The sequence below is a fragment of the Kitasatospora sp. NPDC059722 genome, from assembly GCF_042733235.1.
Classification (GTDB): Bacteria; Actinomycetota; Actinomycetes; order Streptomycetales; family Streptomycetaceae; genus Kitasatospora.
In genome coordinates this window covers 1-1,993 of the sequence record NZ_JBHWGD010000269.1, presented here as the reverse complement: position 1 = coordinate 1,993, position 1,993 = coordinate 1, and the positions used below count along the sequence as shown (strand labels likewise).

Here is a 1,993-nt window from a genome sequence, read left to right as displayed (position 1 = left end):
AACAAAATATCTCTTTTTTTACCAACAACGGTTCCTCTTTATCGAGGGTTTTTTTTTTTTTCCCGAAGGGTTATTTGTCAGAATGACAAACCGATTTCGAGCCGGCGAGAACCCATTGTCACACCACGATTTAGGGGGTGTGTATAAATGGGCACTCTCTGTGAAATTTGAAGCTTTGAAATTCCGAATGGCGCACTTATACACTCTGTCGAGTGAGTGCTAAAATGCTGAAGCATTTCCGTCAAGCGTGTGGAGGAATCTTGTAGAGAGATATAGCATAGATACCCGTATCTCTAGAGATATTTTGGTATATCCCTGCTATATCTATGGGGTATCTATGCTATATCTTTGGCTTCAAAAACGGCACCTGTTCTAAGAGCATAGAAACTCAACAGGCACAGCCTGTTTGACACCCTTTTTTTTAGGGTGGCACCGAGTTTCCTTATGCTCTTTTTCTCTGAAGCTAAACCTGTTTTATATGTCGTAGTCTTTTTATTGGGAGTGACCCCTTGCTGTACAATTTCCGGAGGTGCCGATAAGGGACGAATTTTCCCTTGTCGGTTGCCTTTGGGGATTGTAAGGGGTGGAGGCTCGGAATCAAAAGGAAACGAAATATCATTCCGAGTGTGCTTCTTTTTTCTGTTCTTGAATTCTATTATTTCCAATGTTAGAATTATGTTAACAACTTGTTAGGAGTGTGTTTGGATGGAAGAGAAAAAACAAATTGGACCTCGAATTACTGTTGAAACATTTAAAAAGCTAGAGTTATTAGCCGAACATTTTACAAAACACAATGAATTTGGAAGAGTTTCAAAAGATGCTGTAATTGAGTTTGCTATTAAGGAATTGTATAGGGACTATTTGGGAAAAGGACGCTAATTTTTGTTGAAAAACTGACTTCGGATTTGGGGTTCTTTATTATTAACTTGATTTTAATTAAACATTACAGGAAAAATTGAGGGGAAATGGATGGATAAACGCAATGGTGACGCGGTTTTCATAGCTCCAAATGATGTTGTAAAAGTGACCACTATGAATCACGTCATTGAAGTTCAGCATATGGAGAAGATGAACCGGAAAAATAATATCAAAAAATTGGACAAGGATAGGTTTGTAGACCTCTCTACTGGGGAGATCCGGGAGTTCGAGCATTCGGAAAATCGGCAGGAAAATTATAATTCTTTGAGACAAACCTTTAAGAAGCTGCGTTATTTGATAAATAACAATTTTATAGGACGGCCAAATGAATTACATATAACTTTGACATACAAGAAAAATATGACGGACACGAAAAAACTTTATAGTGATTTTCAAAATTTTATCGACAGGTTGCGTTATAAATACAAGAAAGAAAGTTCGATAGATTATTTATCGGTGGTAGAGCCACAAGGACGTGGAGCCTGGCATTGTCATGTTTTAATGCGCTTTAATGATTTGGATAAGATTTATATTAAAAATGCTGAATTAAGGAGTCTATGGGGTTTAGGATTTGTAACAATCAAGTCATTAAAGGATATAGACAACATAGGAGCCTATTTGAGCGCTTATTTGACTGATATAGACCTAGAAGATGTCCAAGACAGGGAAACAGCCTTAAAAGTGGCTTCAGAGGGCTGTGAGGTGCAAACAAAGATCGTAGAAGGTCGGGAAAAGAAATTTTTAAAAGGCGGACGGCTGCACATGTATCCTTCCGGAATGAATATGTATCGAAAATCAAAAGGGATTGTTAAGCCGGAACGGGAAGAAATGAAGTTCGGAGACATAAAAAAAGTAGTGGGTTCGGCAAAACCACACTACGAGAAAAGTTATCATGTCGAAAATGACAATTTTGAAAACACAATTTCGTTTCTCCAGTATAACACAAAACGTGATTTTTGAAGCAAAACGGTTCCTCTTTATGGAGCCGTTTTTTTTATTTCCCGAAGGGTTATTTGTCAGAATGACAAACCGATTTCGAGCCGGCGAGAACCCATTGTCACACCACGATTTAGGG

At 38.1% G+C, this 1,993-nt stretch carries 2 protein-coding genes; both read left to right on the top strand.

Going from position 1 to position 1,993, the window contains the following annotated elements; genetic code table 11:
* The first annotated feature begins 705 nt into the window (after positions 1 to 705).
* The gene (locus ACFV4F_RS43190; RefSeq protein ID WP_375839303.1) at positions 706 to 879 is read left to right on the top strand and encodes a hypothetical protein; all 174 of its coding nucleotides are present in this window, start codon (positions 706 to 708) and stop codon (positions 877 to 879) included.
* Between the two features lie 90 nt (positions 880 to 969).
* The gene (locus ACFV4F_RS43185; protein WP_375839305.1) at positions 970 to 1,878 is read left to right on the top strand and encodes a hypothetical protein; all 909 of its coding nucleotides are present in this window, start codon (positions 970 to 972) and stop codon (positions 1,876 to 1,878) included.
* The last annotated feature ends 115 nt before the right edge of the window (positions 1,879 to 1,993 follow it).

Bases quoted from the DNA above. Each gene is read 5' to 3' on its own strand.
- ACFV4F_RS43185 (WP_375839305.1), top strand. From the start codon at position 970: ATGGATAAACGCAATGGTGACGCGGTTTTCATAGCTCCAAATGATGTT.
- ACFV4F_RS43190 (WP_375839303.1), top strand. From the start codon at position 706: ATGGAAGAGAAAAAACAAATTGGACCTCGAATTACTGTTGAAACATTT.